This window comes from Pseudoalteromonas sp. BSi20439, assembly GCF_000241165.1.
Taxonomy (GTDB): domain Bacteria; phylum Pseudomonadota; class Gammaproteobacteria; order Enterobacterales; family Alteromonadaceae; genus Pseudoalteromonas.
In genome coordinates, this window is sequence record NZ_BADW01000103.1 from 1 (window position 1) to 15,489 (window position 15,489).

Below are 15,489 nucleotides of genomic sequence, written 5' to 3' on the forward strand. Positions count from 1 at the left end.
CGCTTTTTTTATTACTGCATTAGGGCTTAGTGCTCGTGACCACAACCGCCTTCGCCATGTACGTGGCCATGCTCAAGCTCTTCGGCTGTTGCATCGCGTACTTCTAAAATTTCTACATCAAAGTTAAGTGTAATACCGGCAAGTGGGTTGTTACCATCAACAATGACTTCTTCATCTTGAATATCGATGATCATTACTGATTGGTCGCCGTCATCTGTGGTTGCACGAAATTGCATGCCCACTTCAATTTCCATACCTTCAAACATTGATTTTGGTACGGCTTGCATTAAGTGATCATGACGCTCTCCGTAACCTTCTTCTGGTTCTACTTTTACACTTAGTGTATCGCCAGCTTGCTTGCCTTGCAGCGCATTTTCAAGCCCTGAGATCAGGTAGCCTGTACCAACGATAAAAATTAATGGCTCACCGCCAAATGAGTTATCAATGGTATTTCCGTCATTATCTAAAACAGAGTAATGCATTTTTACCACTTTATTTGCTGCAACGATCATAGTCATTCCTATTATTCATCTTCAAGAGAGTAAGGTAGAGGCAGAATGTTTAGCTCTACCGAAGGGGTGTGTTTTGCACGAAGAGTCTGATCGATATCAGTATCGTTTGGCAACACGACCAAACCAGTTAAAGTCTGTGTTTGTTCATTATAGCTTTGCGCAATAAGTTTACCTGCACGGCGCCAGTTTTCACTTAATTGGGTTTCAATATCAGGCTCATCAAGTCGTCCTTCGCTTTGTCCTGAAACGATATACATTGCGCGTTTGTTTTTGCCTAGGTATTTCATACGTGCGACAGTTTCTTGGCCTGTGTAGCAACCCTTTTTAAAGCTAATGCCGTTAATGGCTTGCAGGTTAACCATTTGCGGTACGTATTCATCAATTGCATCAACACTTAATTGCGGTTCACCAGCGAGTATAGACGCTTGCTGCCATAGGGCGTCGTTGTCGAGGGTAGACACGTCATCAGGTAGGCAAAATTGGCTATCAACCATTAGTAAAACGCGGTTTGGTGCCAGTTTCAGTGCTTTACCATGGGCGAAGTCACAGGCTGTGGCGTCATCGCTGAAGTGAATATCGAGTTGTACGAGTATGTCTGTTAAGTTATCGCCAAGTAGACCAATTAATCGCTCTGATGCTTTATTAATTTCAACTTTTGCAAATACAGCGTATTTTTTTAATTCAGCTAGTGAACGTTCGACTTCTGCACTTGAACCAGCTAAAAAGTAACTTTGTTGATAAGAAAATAGCTTAAATACACCCCATAACTTACCTTTTGCACTGCAGTGACCTGCCCACAAAAAGTTATCGTTGTTAAGTTTATTTAGATCTTGAGTGATTTGTCCGTGGAGGTACGATAATTTATCTGCGCCTGAGAGGCTAATAACCTGATGTGATAAAGGACATGCATAAACCTGAGACATAAACACCTTCTTTGCAATAACAAATGAGGTCACATAATAACGTAGTTAAAGCGTATGGTACAGCGACTAACGGACGATGTTTTTTATAACTTAGTGCTGTTAAATTAATGGGTATTTGGTAAACTCGAGTTAATTAAATATGAGGTTTAAAATGGTTGAAATACATAGTAAAGCACGTATCCGTTGGGCTTGTCGCCGTGGCATGTTAGAGCTAGATGTTTTGTTTATGCCGTTTGTTGAAGAAGCTTATGACTCGTTAGATGCTAAACAGCAGGCGGCTTTTCAGCGTCTATTAACCCAAGAAGACCCAGATTTATTCGCTTGGTTTATGGGCCATGAAAAATGTAAAGACGCTGAGCTAAATAGCATGGTTCAGCTAATTTTAGACCGAGTTCGTGTATAGATTTACTGTTACAAATAATAAAACAGACCACAAACCGATTGTGGTCTTTTTTTGTGTGCTGACTTTAGTGTTGTGCCTATTTATGGACTCGGTGGCGGCAACTCTTTTTTGTATTGCACTTAATACCCTTGCTGGCATTATCGTTTGGCGAAAAATCGTTGCTGCTCAGCCACAGCAGGGCGTCATACTTTTAGAGCCGAATCAATTTCGCTTTGAAGGCTCTGGCAGGCAAATTCAAGGTGTAATTAGTAAACAAAGTCGGTTACTTGGTCAGAGTGTGTGGTTGTATATTAATGGTTTTAGTAAAAACTATTGGCTGATTATTTCAGCCAATAGTGTTGATGAGCAAAGCTATGCGCGTTTAAAACGGGCAACGCTTGAAGTAATTAATTACGCGGAGGGGTCAAAATAGTGGGTGTTGGGTTCTCATTTTGCTCTGGATAATCAATGGTAAAGTGTAGTCCACGACTTTCTTTACGTTCCATAGCACTTCTAATTATAAGCTCGGCAACTTGCACCAAATTACGTAATTCAAGTAAGTTATTGCTTACTCTAAAGTTTGCGTAATAATCGTGTATTTCTTGTTGCAGTAACTCAACACGATGAAGCGCACGTTCAAGGCGTTTAGTTGAGCGTACAATCCCAACATAATCCCACATAAACAATCGTAGCTCATGCCAGTTGTGAGTGATGACAATTTCTTCATCTGAATTAGATACACGACTTTCGTCCCAACTAGGTAAATCAACCAGCGCGGGTGCGGTCTCTATTTTACTCAAAATATCTTTTGCTGCTGCATGGGCAAACACAATGCACTCTAATAACGAGTTACTCGCCATGCGGTTAGCACCATGCAGGCCGGTATAAGCCACTTCACCCACAGCGTATAAATTTGCTAAATCCGCTTTGCCGTTAAAGTCGGTCATTACGCCACCACAGGTGTAATGTGCTGCGGGAACGACAGGGATTGCCTCTTTGGTAATATCAAGCCCTACACTCAAGCATTTAGCGTAGATAGTAGGGAAGTGTTCAATAATAAAATCTTTGTCTTTATGGCTAATATCTAAATATAAGCAATTTGCGCCAAGGCGTTTCATTTCAAAGTCGATAGCGCGCGCTACAATATCGCGCGGAGCGAGTTCTTCTCGTTCATCAAACTCTTTCATAAAGCGAGTGCCATCAGGGCGTTTTAAATACGCACCTTCACCACGCATTGCTTCGGTAATTAAAAAGTTTTGTAATTCCGGGTGGTAAAGACTGGTTGGATGAAATTGATTAAATTCCATGTTAGCAACGCGACACCCTGCACGCCACGCCATTGCAATGCCATCACCACTAGAGACATCAGGGTTAGAGGTGTAAAGGTACACTTTACTTGCACCACCCGTTGCAAGGGCAACAAATTTTGCGCCAATAGTTTCTACTTTTTTGGCTTTTTTATTCCACACATGCATACCGTGAACATGTGACCCCGTTTTACCGATATTTTTATCAGTAATTAAATCAATCGCATTGTAATGCTCTAACAAGGTGATATTGCTATGTGCTTGAACTTGGCTAATTAACGTTGTTTGCACTGCTTTGCCAGTGGCATCGGCAGCATGCAAAATGCGTCGGTGGCTGTGACCCCCTTCGCGGGTTAAATGAAAACGCTCTTTACCTTTACTATCAAATTCCATATCAAAAGGCACGCCTTGGTCAATCAACCATTGTAGGCAGTCATGTGCATTGCTGGCAGTATAATGAACAGCTTCTCTGTCACACAAACCGCCACCGGCATCTAAGGTATCTTCAACGTGAGATTCTATACTGTCATTTTTTTTATCAAAAACAGCGGCAATTCCGCCTTGGGCATAAAGAGTAGAACCTTCGGTTAATTCACCTTTACTGATCACGGTAACGTTACAGTAATTAGCCAAAGATAAAGCAAGTGATAAGCCTGCTGCGCCGCTACCAATAATAGCGACATCGGTAATGTGATGTTTATTTTGGTTCATCTGTGAGGTACTTTGCGGTTACAATGCTCAGATAGAGCAATATTTATTTTTAATACTTATAGTTGTACCATATTTGTTGAACTACTACTAAGTGGTTTTAGCGTATAAACGCGTAATTTGTAGCTATTTTATAAAAAAAGAATATGAGTCAGAACTTTTTATTCATCTAAGGGTCAGAGTAGGTGTGAACAATGGCGACACTATGAATAATAAGCAAGAATCAATCAGAGGAGTACCGGCTCGAATGAGCGAGCAGGAATTAGATTTAGCGTTAGTGAAAAGGGTTCAGCAGGGAGATAAAAACGCCTTTAACCTATTAGTTAAGAAGTATCAGAACAAGATTGCCGGTTTGATCTCACGTTATGTATCAAATCAAGGTGACATTGCTGATGTAGCACAAGAAGCGTTTATTAAAGCGTACCGTGCCCTTCCAAACTTTCGTGGTGACAGTGCTTTTTATACTTGGCTTTACCGTATCGCCGTTAATTGTGCTAAAAATTATTTAGTGGCTCAAGGGCGTAAACCGCCAGCAAATGATATAGATGCTGAGGATGCCGAGTTTTATGAAGGTGCAGATTCAATGCGTTCTAACGCGTCACCTGAAAATTTACTATTAAGCGAAGAAGTACGCGCTGTTATTTTTAATACGATTGATAGTTTGCCTGAAGATCTAAAAACCGCGATTACTCTTAGAGAAATTGAGGGTATGAGCTATGAAGAAATAGCCGTGGTGATGGATTGCCCAGTCGGGACGGTACGTTCGCGTATTTTTCGTGCCCGTGAAGCAATTGATAATAAATTAAACCCATTGATAGGCGAGTCTTAGTATGACAAAAGCACACGTTAACCGCTTAGATAACGAATCGTTATCAGCATTACTTGACGGTGAGCAAACTTTAAATGATGCCGCTATTGCATCAGATGATGTTGCTACGTTTGGCCGTTACGCGTTAATCGGTGATGCAATGCGAGCTAAAGAAAATAACAATAATATGGACTTTGATATTAGCGATCGCATTTCGTTAGCACTTGAGAGTGAGCCCGTTTATGCAGACTTTAGCCAGTCTGACAGTGTGGCAACCCCTTCAAGCACCGAAACAGACAACAAAGTAGTGGCGTTTAATTGGCGTAAACCGGTTGCCCAATTGGCAATTGCAGCAAGTGTAGCAATGTTTACTATTGTTGGCGTGAACACCTTACCGCAAGGTGAAGATGCTCCACAAAATGAAATTCCTTTACTGCAAACCACGCCGTTAACCGGCATGGCGTCGCCAGTAAGCTACTCATCAGCACCAGCACTTGATAACGCAGAGCAAGGCTTGCGCGAGCTTCAACAGCAACGCATTGGCGCATTAGTACTTGAACATCAGCGTCAAGCGCGTGTTGCTCATTCGTTAAAAACAGCTAAAACAGATGAAACATCGCCAGAGGAAAAAAACTAATTAGATGAAAGTAATCACTTTTATTATGTCATTGGTGTTAAGTTTTAACACTTTTGCCAATGACACAAACCCCGCTAAAGATTTACTGCTTGAAATGGCCAGTGCAGTTCACACTCGTAATTTCGACGCCTCTTTTGTTGTTGTTAAAGGTAAAAGTATGGAGCCCTACCGCTGGGTGCATGCTAAACAAGGTGATATAGAGCTTGAGCATTTAAGTTTGCTTAATGGCGCTGGCCTTGAAATGATCCGTATTGACGACCAAGTTACCTACTTTGAGCCACAATCAGAACCTTACTCGTTAACAACCGACTCAATTGCAGGTCCCATCCCAGAAGTTTTATTTAAAGATATTAATCGCCTAAGTGCGCATTATGATTTTGTGCTTGGTGGTAAAGGCCGTATTGCGGGGCGTCCTGCTCAGCTGGTTCGAATTGAATCTAAAAACGATGACAAATATAACTATTGGATTTGGATTGATACTGAGTCTTTGTTATTATTAAAAGCCGCTTATGTTAATCATCAAGGCGAAGCACTTGAGCAATTACAACTTACCCATATCAGTGTAACTGAGCAACCGGCAAGCTTATTATTAGAAGTACTTAATCGTAATTTTCCAACCCCATTACCCGCTAATTCAATTGCTGAACAAAGCAAAGCAAATGCTATGAATTGGACTATTGGTTGGCTACCTGAAGGGTTTGAACTACTCAAGTCAGATAGACATAAGCTCGACTTAAACAATGAATTAACAGACTACTATTTATTTTCTGATGGATTCGTTGAGGTATCAGTATTTGTACAACGACCACTACCGGGCAAGCGTTTAAGCGGAGCACTGACCTCGGGTGCAACCACTATATATGTGCACAACGGCGGAAATTTTGATGTGTCTGTGGTGGGGAATATCCCAACAACGAGTGCTAAAGCGATTGCAGAGTCGGTATCACGGGCATTATAGAAACTAAATTATGATAGAACAAACGTTAACCGTCGTGGCCCTTAGTGGCCACGTTGCGCATTTAGAAGCCCAACAAAAACAGGCCTGTGAAGGCTGTAATGGACGTTGTGGCTCACAGGTGTTTAGCAAGTTATTTGGTACCGCCAAAAAAACCTTGCCCTATAAATTTGAAACGCAATTAGAGGTGGGGCAAAAAGTGACCCTGTCACTAGATGACAGCCATGTTGTAAAACATGCCTTTGCCGTTTACATGTTGCCCTTGTTTTTGAGTTTAATCTTCGCCTTAATAACCAGTGAATTAATATTATTGGCCGAAGGCTGGCAAATTTTAGCAGCGATATTGGGTGGCATCACCGGCTTTTTAATTGCTAAAACATGGGTAAAATCACTTAGACATGAGATTAAAGTGATAAAAATTCATCCAATTAGTCTCCCTTTAACTCAAATAGATGGTGATTGACGCCAATTAAATGTAAAATTGCGTTTTTATGCCACAGTAACTTGAAAATGCACAGCAAGTATTTTCAAGTTATTTAGGCATGCGACCTTAGTCCTTTAAAATAGAAGTTTAGAATCCAGTTTATGAAGCATATCCGTAATTTTTCGATCATCGCCCACATTGACCATGGTAAATCGACCCTTTCTGACCGTTTGATCCAAGTTTGTGGTGGTTTAACCGACCGTGAAATGCAGAAACAGGTTCTAGATTCAATGGATATTGAACGTGAACGTGGCATTACCATTAAGGCGCAAAGTGTAACGTTAAACTACAAAGCAAACGATGGTGAAACGTACCAGCTCAACTTTATCGACACTCCTGGGCACGTTGACTTTACTTATGAAGTATCACGCTCACTAGCAGCGTGTGAAGGCGCATTATTGGTTGTTGATGCCGGCCAAGGTGTTGAAGCACAAACATTAGCCAACTGTTATACCGCCATTGAAATGGACTTAGAAGTTATACCGGTTCTGAATAAAATTGATTTACCGCAAGCCGATCCATTACGTGTAGCCGAAGAAATTGAAGACATTATTGGTATTGATGCCCTTGATGCTGTGCAATGTAGCGCCAAAACAGGTGTGGGTATTGCTGAAGTACTTGAAATGATCGTTAAAGATGTACCACCACCAGTTGGTGATAAAGACGCACCATTACAAGCGCTAATTATCGATTCTTGGTTTGACCCATACCAAGGCGTTGTATCGCTAGTGCGTATTAAGCATGGTGAACTTCGCGCGGGCGACAAAATTAAAATCATGTCAAACGAGAACGTACATACCGCAGATCATGTGGGTATTTTCACACCTAAACAAACTAACACCGGTGTTTTACGCACAGGCGAAGTAGGGTTTGTTATTGCCGGTATTAAAGAAATACACGGTGCACCAGTAGGCGATACTATTACTCATCAAAAAAATGCGGCACCACTGCGCTTACCTGGTTTTCAGAAAATTAAACCACAAGTCTACGCGGGCATGTTCCCAATTGCGTCAGATGATTACGAGTCGTTCCGCGATGCACTTAACAAACTAAGCTTAAACGATGCGTCGTTATTCTTTGAACCAGAAAACTCAACCGCATTAGGGTTTGGTTTCCGCTGTGGCTTCTTAGGTATGCTGCACATGGAAATTATTCAAGAGCGTTTAGAGCGTGAATACGACATTGATTTAATCACCACAGCACCAACGGTTATTTATGAGGTAGTGACTAAAGAGGGCACTACACAAATAGATAACCCGTCTGATCTACCAGCCGTAAACGATATTTTAGAAATACGTGAGCCAGTAGTAGAAGCTAACATTTTAGTACCACAAGAGTACTTAGGAAGCGTAATAACCTTATGTGTTGATAAGCGCGGTATGCAAACTAAAATGAGCTATCACGGTAAGCAAGTTGCAGTAACGTATGAACTGCCAATGGCTGAAGTGGTAATGGATTTCTTTGATAAGTTAAAATCAACCAGTCGTGGTTTTGCGTCGCTTGATTATAACTTTAAGCACTTCCAAACCTCAGACATGGTACGTGTAGATATACTTATTAATGGCGAGCGTGTCGATGCTCTAGCTATTATTGTACACCGCGAAAGCGCGCAGTCTCGTGGTCGTCAGCTTGCTGATGCGTTAAAAGAGCTTATACCGCGTCAAATGTTTGATATTGCGATTCAGGCAGCAATTGGTCAGCATGTAATCGCCCGTACAACTGTAAAGCAACTACGTAAAAACGTAATCGCGAAGTGTTACGGTGGTGACGTGAGTCGTAAGAAAAAATTACTTCAAAAACAAAAAGATGGTAAAAAGCGAATGAAGCAACTTGGTAACGTTGAAGTGCCTCAAGAAGCGTTCTTAGCCATTTTAAAAGTTGGTAAATAAAAATAAAGGATAATAAATGGCTGGCTACTTTTCAGTTTTATTGGTGTTATTAACCTTAGGCTCAGGCCTTATATGGTTAATAGATCACTTAATGTTTGCCCCTAAAAGGCAGGAGCGTTTGGCAATTGCACAAACTTCTGCCGGTGGCCAACTTGATGAAGAAACAGCAGCATTGATTGCGCCTGAGCCAGTCATTACTGAAACAGCAAAGTCGATTTTTCCGATGATTGCTGCTATCACTATTTTTAGATCGTTTATTTTTGAGCCGTTTCAGATCCCGTCGGGTTCAATGATGCCAACCTTATTAGTAGGCGATTTTATTTTAGTGCAAAAGTATTCTTATGGAATTAAAGACCCAGTATGGCGCAGCCAGTTAGTGGATGTGAGCGAACCAGAGCGTGGCGATATTGTTGTTTTTAAATACCCATTAGATGAAAGAGTTGATTATATTAAACGTGCTATAGGCTTACCTGGCGATAAAATTGTTTATCGCGATAAGCGTTTATATATTCAACCAAAATGTGAAGAAGGCGAAGTTCAAAAAGGCGCGTTTCTTTGCAACGAATTCAATAAAATTGATTTTAAATTAATTAATGATGATGAATTTATGCAAGGCCCAATGGCTTTAGCGCGTTTAAATGAAGATTTAACTACGTCTAGCCATGATATTTTAATTAACCCAAAATCGCCTGAACGAAAAGGGCGTTACTACCAGCAATTGGGCACTCCTGCGGATGAATGGGTGGTGCCTGCTGATCATTACTTTATGATGGGTGACAATCGCGATAACAGCCAAGATAGTCGCTTTTGGGGCTTTGTACCAAAAGAAAACTTGGTGGGTAAAGCTGTCTTTATATGGATGAGTTTTGAATTTGATAATGGCCCAGATGACATTTTACCAGGATGGGTTCCAACTGGTGTTCGTTTTGAACGCCTAGGTAATATTCAGTAACAATGAAAAAAAATGTAACAGAGTTATACAAAAGAATTGGCTACACATTTGCTGATCAAGGCCTACTTGAGCAAGCAATGACGCACCGCAGCCATAAAGGTCAACACAACGAGCGACTCGAATTTTTGGGCGACTCGATTTTGAGCTTTGTAATTGCCAATGCCTTGTACGCTAAATTTCCTAAAGCACGTGAAGGCGATTTAAGCCGCATGCGTTCGACTTTAGTTCGCGGCCAGACGTTAGCTGAATTTGGCCTTGAGTTTGAGCTAGGTGATTACCTGCGTTTAGGCCCAGGCGAGCTAAAAAGTGGCGGGTTTAGACGCGAGTCGACCCTTGCAGATGCAGTTGAAGCCATAATTGGTGCTGTATTTTTAGATTCAGACATTGATCGCTGCGGCGAGCTTATTTTAGCGTGGTATGAATCACGTTTAGATGCTATTTCACCAGGGCTTAACCAAAAAGATCCTAAGACCCTGCTGCAAGAGTATTTGCAAGCTCGTAAGCTATCATTACCTGGCTATACTGTAGTAGATACTAAAGGTCAGGCACACAATCAAACATTCACGGTTGAATGTATCGTTGATGGAATGGATAGCATTATTTCTGTTGGCAGCTCAAGGCGTAAAGCCGAACAAAAAGCGGCCGAAAAAGCATTGAAGATACTTAAAAATGAATCTTGATACCTTAATACAGCCTCATGAAGGCGAAATAGACACATTTTGTGGCATGGTTGCGATTGTTGGCCGTCCTAATGTGGGTAAATCAACCTTGCTTAATGAAATTATTGAGCAAAAAGTCAGTATTACCTCACGTAAGCCACAAACCACGCGCCATCGTATTATGGGTATTCATACTGAGGGTAAACACCAAGCGGTGTACGTAGATACCCCAGGTCTTCACGTTGAAGAAAAACGCGCCATTAACCGTTTAATGAACCGTGCAGCGTCGAGCTCAATTGGCGATGTTGAACTGATTATTTTTGTTGTTGAAGGCACTCATTGGAATGCCGATGACGAGATGGTACTTAACAAAGTGAGCCAAAGTGGCAAGCCGGTATTGTTAGTTATTAACAAAATTGACCAGGTAAAAGATCGTGACCTTGTACTGCCACATATGAAGTGGTTAGGCGATAAGTTTGATTTTATAGGCATTATGCCTGTATCTGCGACTCAGGGTAAAAACATTAACCTGATCAAAGATGAAGTGACTAAACGTTTACCGCCGTGCGAATTTTATTTTCCAGACGACTACGTTACTGACCGCTCAATGCGCTTTATGGCTGCTGAAGTGATCCGTGAAAAGCTTATGCGCTTTATGGGTGAGGAACTACCTTACTCAGTGACTGTGGAAATAGAGCAGTTTAAATGGCAAGAAAACGGTATTTGGCACATCAATGGCCTTATTTTGGTTGAGCGTGAAACGCAAAAGCGCATGGTTATCGGTAACAAAGGCGAAAAGCTAAAAGTGATCGGCCGTGAAGCGCGTAAAGACCTAGAAGAAATGCTTGAAAATAAAGTATTTTTAGAACTATGGGTTAAAGTAAAATCGGGCTGGGCTGACGATGAGCGTGCCTTAAGAAGCTTAGGCTACGGTGAAGATTAATAAGTATCGAATAGCCTAATATGGACAGCGACTTTTACAAAGCCTATTTATTACATCGACGTCCCTATAGTGACTCGCAAGTAATGTTAGATATGCTGGTAGAAGGCGTTGGCCAGCTTAGAATGCTCGCACGAGTTAGTGGCCGCCAGGCCACTAAACATAAAGCCCAATTACAACCATTTCAATCCTTACTCGTCCATTACAACGGCAAATACGATTTAAAATATATTAATAAATTTGAGCTCTACGGCAACCCGTTATTTCTAACTGGTGATAAGCTTTATTGTGGCTTTTATTTAAATGAGCTAACTAGTCGCATTGTGCCGATTAATGAGCCCATTGATCAAGTTTTTCAACTTTATAAAACACACCTAGAAAACCTTAATAGCGGTACTGACATGCAAGCGGTACTGCGTTCTTATGAATTTCAACTGTTAGAGCTGCTAGGATATGGAGTCGATTTTAGTTTTGACGCTGACGGTGAGCCAATTGACGAGGCACAAACGTATAGCTACTTCGCAGAAGTAGGGTTTTCAGTGCAACATGACTCGCGTTCTGGATTCACCGGTTCACAACTTAATGCCATAGCAAATCATGACTTTAGCCAAGCGGATGTGTTATATATGGCAAAGCAATTAAGTCGTTATTTATTAAAGCCATTATTGGGCAATAAGCCATTAAAAAGTCGTGAGTTATTTATTAGCTCTCAATAAACAAATTTCACAGGTACAAACATGAAAGATATTCTTCTAGGCGTGAACGTAGATCATATTGCAACGCTTCGCCAAGCTCGAGGTACTTCTTACCCAGATCCAGCCCATGCAGCCAGTGTTGCAGAACATGCCGGTGCAGATGGCATTACGATTCATTTACGTGAAGATCGCAGACACATTCAAGATCGCGACGTGTATGTGATGGCTAAAACCATTCAAACACGTATGAACCTTGAAACCGCAGTAACCGATGAAATGATTGCGATTGCACTTGAGGTTAAACCTGAATATGTTTGCTTAGTACCTGAAAAACGTGAAGAGCTTACTACCGAAGGCGGCTTAGATGTAGCGGGTAATATTAATAAAATAGCCGCAGCGACTAAAACTTTAACGCAAGCCGGTATTAAAGTGTCACTGTTTATAGATGCCGATAAAGCGCAGTTAGACGCTGCAAAAGCCTGTGGTGCGCCTTATGTTGAAATTCATACTGGGGCGTATGCTGATGCCACCAACGATGAAGATACAGCAAAAGAACTTGAACACATCCGCCAAGGCGTTAAGTATGCAGCGAGTATTGGCTTAATTGTTAATGCCGGCCATGGTTTGCATTATCACAACGTGAAGCCAATTGCAGCGATGCCAGAGATTTACGAGCTTAATATTGGTCACGCTATTATTGCCCGTGCAGCGATTGATGGTTTAGACAAAGCGGTGCGTGACATGAAACGCTTAATGCTTGAAGCACGCGCTTAGAATCATAAAAAACAACATCAAAGACGAGCTTATTTATTAGTGATATCAATTTTGGCATCAACAAGTAAGTTTTCCAGCTCGTCTTGAAGTTCATACAGTTCGGGCTCTATATTATCAAGTACGCATTCATTTTTTAGTGATGTTTCGATCGTTTCAGCTAAGGTTTTTAGCTTTGGTACGCCGGTGTAGCAACACGCTCCATGAAATTTGTGGATCACGCTGAGTACTTGATGGCAATCATTACTGACGATTGCTTGATTTAATAAGTTTAGGGTTTCGGGCACGCTTAATAACAGCATATTAAGCATCTCATTGGCTAATTCGGGTTTACCGCCTGCACGTTGCAGTGCCAACGTCCAATCAAGCCGAGTGCTATCAAAAGGTGCTGTGCTATGTTCAAATCTGCTTTTTGACTTATCACGGCTTACAGGTAATTGCGGGCTATGATCGCAAATAATTTGATTGAGCATATCTTCGTCAATTGGCTTGGTTAAATAGCCTTCAAAGCCATCTTTTAATAATTGTTCTTTTTCACTATTAAGTGCATGCGCCGTTACGGCAATAATAGGTGTATCTTCATTTAAAGATGACTCTTTAATGAGTTTACAGGCTGTAATGCCATCCATTATCGGCATTTGAATATCCATAAAAATCACATCATATTTATGACTTTTACTTAAGCTGTAAGCTTGTGATCCATTATGCGCGGTATCAATCAATTCAACCTGTTCGTTTAGTAGGGTGTAAATTAATTTTAAATTCGCGTCGTTATCATCCACGACTAATACTTTTAATGGCAGTAGAGTTTGTTCATGCCGGTCTATGTTATGCGCTGGGTGATCAAGTCGATAGGGTGCAGCTAATAACTCACATAACTTACGATGGTTAAGCGGTTTACTTAAACAGGCATCTGCACCGCTGCCTATAAAGGCTTCACGCATATTGTGCGATACAGTATTGAGCATTAAGTATAAATAATCGGTTGATTCTCTAACCGCTTTTACATAGCTTTTTAAGCGCTGCATATCATCAACCGATGCCATGTGACCAATAAGGCATATATCAAAATTGATCTCTGATTTCTCGATACACTCTAAAAATTCACTTTCGCTATGGCATGGGGTGACGCTGATTTTCCACTCTTGTAATAATGAAAGTACGGCATGATGAGTATGTTTATGTGGCTCTAAGTAAAGAACACGTTTACCAATTAATGACTGGGTGGGCAAATCGTTGATAAATACATGATTTGGTAATCTAAATACGCCATTAAAAGTAAAGCATGTGCCACTACCTGGAGCTGAATTTAAAGTAATACGGCCATTCATTGCTTCAACTATATGTTTAGTAATAATAAGCCCTAAGCCAGTGCCACCAAATTTACGGGTGATACTGGAGTCGGCTTGGCCAAAGGCGGTAAATAACGCGTCTTGTTTATCGGCAGGAATACCCACCCCGGTGTCAGCAACCGACACTAAAATGGAAGTACGCTCCTCATCTAATAAACGATGGCTAATATCGACTTTAATCGCGCCTTTTTCAGTAAACTTAATCGCGTTACTTAACAAGTTAATAAGCACTTGTTTAAATCGAGTGGGGTCGCCGGTTAAGTGATCGGGCACCTGAGGGTTTATATAAATAGAGAGCTCAAGTTGTTTATCGTGAGCACTAGGTGCCAGTAATGTCATCACTTCGTTTACGCTATCGCGTAATTGAAATTGAATCGATTCAAGCTCCATAGCACCCGCTTCTAATTTGGAGAAGTCTAATATATCGCTAATAATGGTCAGTAAGCTGTTTGCTGAAAGCTCAATGGTATCAAGGTAATCTTTTTGGTTTTTATTTAGCGGTGTTTTATAAAGCTGGCGAGTAAAGCCAATAACCCCGTTAAGTGGTGTACGCAATTCATGACTCATTTTAGCTAAAAAGTCAGACTTAACGCGGTTAGCATCTTGGGCTTCTTTTTTAGCCATAGTGAGCTGTATATTTTGTGTTTCGTATTGCTCAAGCGTTTCGCGGTAATCACTTGTTGCTTGATCAATATTTTTTTGCATTTCGTCTTTTTGCATCACCATAGAGTGGGAGATGGTATTGAGTCCTTCACGCAATAGTTCAAACTCACCATTCATGGGCTCAGTTAACCCTGTTTGTCTTTTCCCTTCAATTAACCTGTCGGTAGCAAGTACTAACTTATTTAGCGGTGTCATAAACATACGGCTAAGTTTTAGTGCTAAAATAGCTGCTAATACTAAGGCAAGAATAATAATAATACCGCTGACTAATAATGCGCGTTGCTGACCAATAACAGCTTTGTCGCGATTAAGTTGGATCACTACGGTACCTAATGTGGTCTGAAACTCAGAGGTATTCCAATCGCTATTAGGTGTTGTGTGATTAATAATAGGGGTAAAAAAAGTCACTAACTCTTCAGTTTGCTGAACATGTGTGGCTTTAAAACTGTCTATTTGTGTTTGCTCAATTAAGGTATCGAACGAGCGATGATAGTTACTAGTTATAATAAGTTGGTTGTTATCATTAAAAATAGCAATTGATTTAATCGCCGGTGAGTGTTTGTTATGTGTATAACGAATCACGCGATTAAGTAGTTTTTTATTTTTTTCCAGTAAAGGTTGTTCAAGAGCAATCGCTAAAGGCTCAGAAATTGTTGTGCCTTGTTGATATAAAATTTCATCAAGCTCAATGTAACGATTTATTGTAAAATAACCACCTAGTAATAGCCCAATGATCACTGTGGGGATCAGGGTGAGTGTTAAAACAGAATCGCGCAAGCCTAGTTTGGTCATAATCTGAGCATTATTATCATTTTTATTAAATGTGAGTATATACATACTCATAGCTATTCT

The 15,489-nt window shown here is 40.9% G+C and carries 16 protein-coding genes; 12 read left to right on the forward strand and 4 right to left on the reverse strand.

Translation table 11 applies throughout. The annotated features are described in order from the left end of the window. Positions 1–26: 26 nt before the first annotated feature. Both P20439_RS09680 and P20439_RS09685 read right to left on the reverse strand, forming a co-directional pair. Positions 27–512 carry a peptidylprolyl isomerase gene (locus P20439_RS09680; protein ID WP_008111743.1) on the reverse strand — a complete coding sequence of 162 codons (486 nt, stop codon included), beginning with the start codon at positions 510–512 and terminating at the stop codon, positions 27–29. Positions 513–523: 11 nt separating this feature from the next. Next, a complete protein-coding gene (locus P20439_RS09685) occupies positions 524–1,435 on the reverse strand; it encodes a folate-binding protein YgfZ (RefSeq protein WP_008466495.1) in 912 nt (303 codons plus the stop codon). A gap of 151 nt (positions 1,436–1,586) precedes the next feature. On the opposite strand from P20439_RS09685, the gene P20439_RS09690 reads away from it, so the two are divergent. Both P20439_RS09690 and P20439_RS09695 read left to right on the forward strand, forming a co-directional pair. Beyond that, positions 1,587–1,838 carry a succinate dehydrogenase assembly factor 2 gene (locus tag P20439_RS09690; RefSeq protein ID WP_008466496.1) on the forward strand — a complete coding sequence of 84 codons (252 nt, stop codon included), beginning with the start codon at positions 1,587–1,589 and terminating at the stop codon, positions 1,836–1,838. Positions 1,839–1,893: 55 nt separating this feature from the next. Continuing rightward, positions 1,894–2,250, forward strand: coding sequence for a hypothetical protein (locus P20439_RS09695; protein ID WP_008466497.1), 357 nt, complete (start codon positions 1,894–1,896; stop codon positions 2,248–2,250). On the opposite strand, the gene nadB is transcribed toward P20439_RS09695, so the two are convergent. After that, positions 2,225–3,835, reverse strand: coding sequence for an L-aspartate oxidase (nadB, locus tag P20439_RS09700; RefSeq protein WP_008111751.1), 1,611 nt, complete (start codon positions 3,833–3,835; stop codon positions 2,225–2,227). The genes P20439_RS09695 and nadB overlap by 26 nt on opposite strands. Positions 3,836–4,079: 244 nt before the next feature. On the opposite strand from nadB, the gene rpoE reads away from it, so the two are divergent. The 10 genes from rpoE (at position 4,080) to pdxJ (ending at position 12,625) form a co-directional block, all read left to right on the forward strand. Continuing rightward, positions 4,080–4,661, forward strand: a complete 582-nt coding sequence (gene rpoE / locus P20439_RS09705) for an RNA polymerase sigma factor RpoE (RefSeq protein WP_008111753.1) — start codon at positions 4,080–4,082, stop codon at positions 4,659–4,661. Between the two features lies 1 nt (position 4,662). Further along, positions 4,663–5,277 (forward strand): sigma-E factor negative regulatory protein, encoded by a 615-nt coding sequence (locus P20439_RS09710; RefSeq protein WP_008111755.1) that lies wholly within the window; start codon positions 4,663–4,665, stop codon positions 5,275–5,277. Between the two features lie 4 nt (positions 5,278–5,281). After that, entirely contained in the window at positions 5,282–6,235 is a 954-nt protein-coding gene (locus P20439_RS09715) for a MucB/RseB C-terminal domain-containing protein (protein ID WP_008466500.1), read from the forward strand. A gap of 10 nt (positions 6,236–6,245) precedes the next feature. Then, positions 6,246–6,695: a SoxR reducing system RseC family protein gene (locus P20439_RS09720; protein ID WP_008111758.1), complete on the forward strand. Its 450-nt coding sequence runs from the start codon at positions 6,246–6,248 to the stop codon at positions 6,693–6,695. Between the two features lie 122 nt (positions 6,696–6,817). Beyond that, positions 6,818–8,605 (forward strand): translation elongation factor 4, encoded by a 1,788-nt coding sequence (gene lepA / locus P20439_RS09725; RefSeq protein WP_008111760.1) that lies wholly within the window; start codon positions 6,818–6,820, stop codon positions 8,603–8,605. Between the two features lie 16 nt (positions 8,606–8,621). Continuing rightward, positions 8,622–9,557, forward strand: a complete 936-nt coding sequence (lepB, locus tag P20439_RS09730) for a signal peptidase I (protein WP_008111762.1) — start codon at positions 8,622–8,624, stop codon at positions 9,555–9,557. A gap of 2 nt (positions 9,558–9,559) precedes the next feature. Continuing rightward, positions 9,560–10,237 carry a ribonuclease III gene (gene rnc, locus P20439_RS09735; protein WP_008466504.1) on the forward strand — a complete coding sequence of 226 codons (678 nt, stop codon included), beginning with the start codon at positions 9,560–9,562 and terminating at the stop codon, positions 10,235–10,237. Further along, positions 10,227–11,159 carry a GTPase Era gene (era, locus tag P20439_RS09740; protein ID WP_008111765.1) on the forward strand — a complete coding sequence of 311 codons (933 nt, stop codon included), beginning with the start codon at positions 10,227–10,229 and terminating at the stop codon, positions 11,157–11,159. The genes rnc and era overlap by 11 nt, the downstream gene beginning before the upstream one ends. 20 nt (positions 11,160–11,179) lie before the next feature. After that, positions 11,180–11,872 (forward strand): DNA repair protein RecO, encoded by a 693-nt coding sequence (gene recO / locus P20439_RS09745; protein WP_036933509.1) that lies wholly within the window; start codon positions 11,180–11,182, stop codon positions 11,870–11,872. Between the two features lie 21 nt (positions 11,873–11,893). Next, complete coding sequence (pdxJ, locus tag P20439_RS09750) at positions 11,894–12,625, forward strand: pyridoxine 5'-phosphate synthase (protein ID WP_008466509.1); 732 nt, start codon at positions 11,894–11,896, stop codon at positions 12,623–12,625. Between the two features lie 29 nt (positions 12,626–12,654). Here pdxJ and barA read toward each other — a convergent pair whose 3' ends face one another. Next, the gene (gene barA, locus P20439_RS09755; protein ID WP_193371993.1) at positions 12,655–15,429 is read right to left on the reverse strand and encodes a two-component sensor histidine kinase BarA; all 2,775 of its coding nucleotides are present in this window, start codon (positions 15,427–15,429) and stop codon (positions 12,655–12,657) included. Positions 15,430–15,489 lie beyond the last annotated feature (60 nt).